This is a genomic window from Citrobacter sp. VF227, assembly GCF_052950715.1.
In genome coordinates, this window is record NZ_JBRFVF010000484.1 from 1 (window position 1) to 452 (window position 452).

At 73.2% G+C, this 452-nt stretch carries 1 protein-coding gene; it reads right to left on the reverse strand.

Features of this window, described 5'->3' with window-relative positions; all coding sequences use genetic code 11:
• Positions 1 to 39: 39 nt before the first annotated feature.
• A partial coding sequence (locus ACU8YC_RS27470; protein WP_446896322.1) for a (2Fe-2S)-binding protein occupies positions 40 to 452 on the reverse strand: 413 nt, incomplete at its 5' end.

Consider the following 452-nt stretch of genomic DNA (forward strand, 5'->3'; position numbering starts at 1 on the left):
GCGTAGGCCGGCGGAGTGCCCTCCAACCCGCGCCGCCGCTCAGTGGGCCTGCTCGCGCAGTAGCCTTTCCCGTTCGGCGAGCGGCAGCTTCGGGCAGCTGTCGCAGAGTTCGCCATCGGCGCGGCGAAAGTGCTGGCAGCACGCCTTGCGCTGCAGGCCCAGGCGCGTACCGCCTTCGGCCAGCGGTACCGCGAGCAGGCCGCTGGCGCCGGACATGGCGCAAGCCGCCAGCCACACGTCAGCCGCCCGGCACAGTTGCAGGTTGCCGCCACCGTCGAGGCGCTGGCTATGCAGCAGTGCGGCCATGACGCAGTCGGCCGCCAGCCGCTGCGCCAGCTTGGGGTGCAGCCCGAGCAGCGGCCCGCTGACGGCCTGGGCCTGTTCACAGAAGCCACGGATCTGGGCGCCGGCATGGCGCAGCAGGCGCTGGGGCTCGCCCTGCAGTGGCTGGT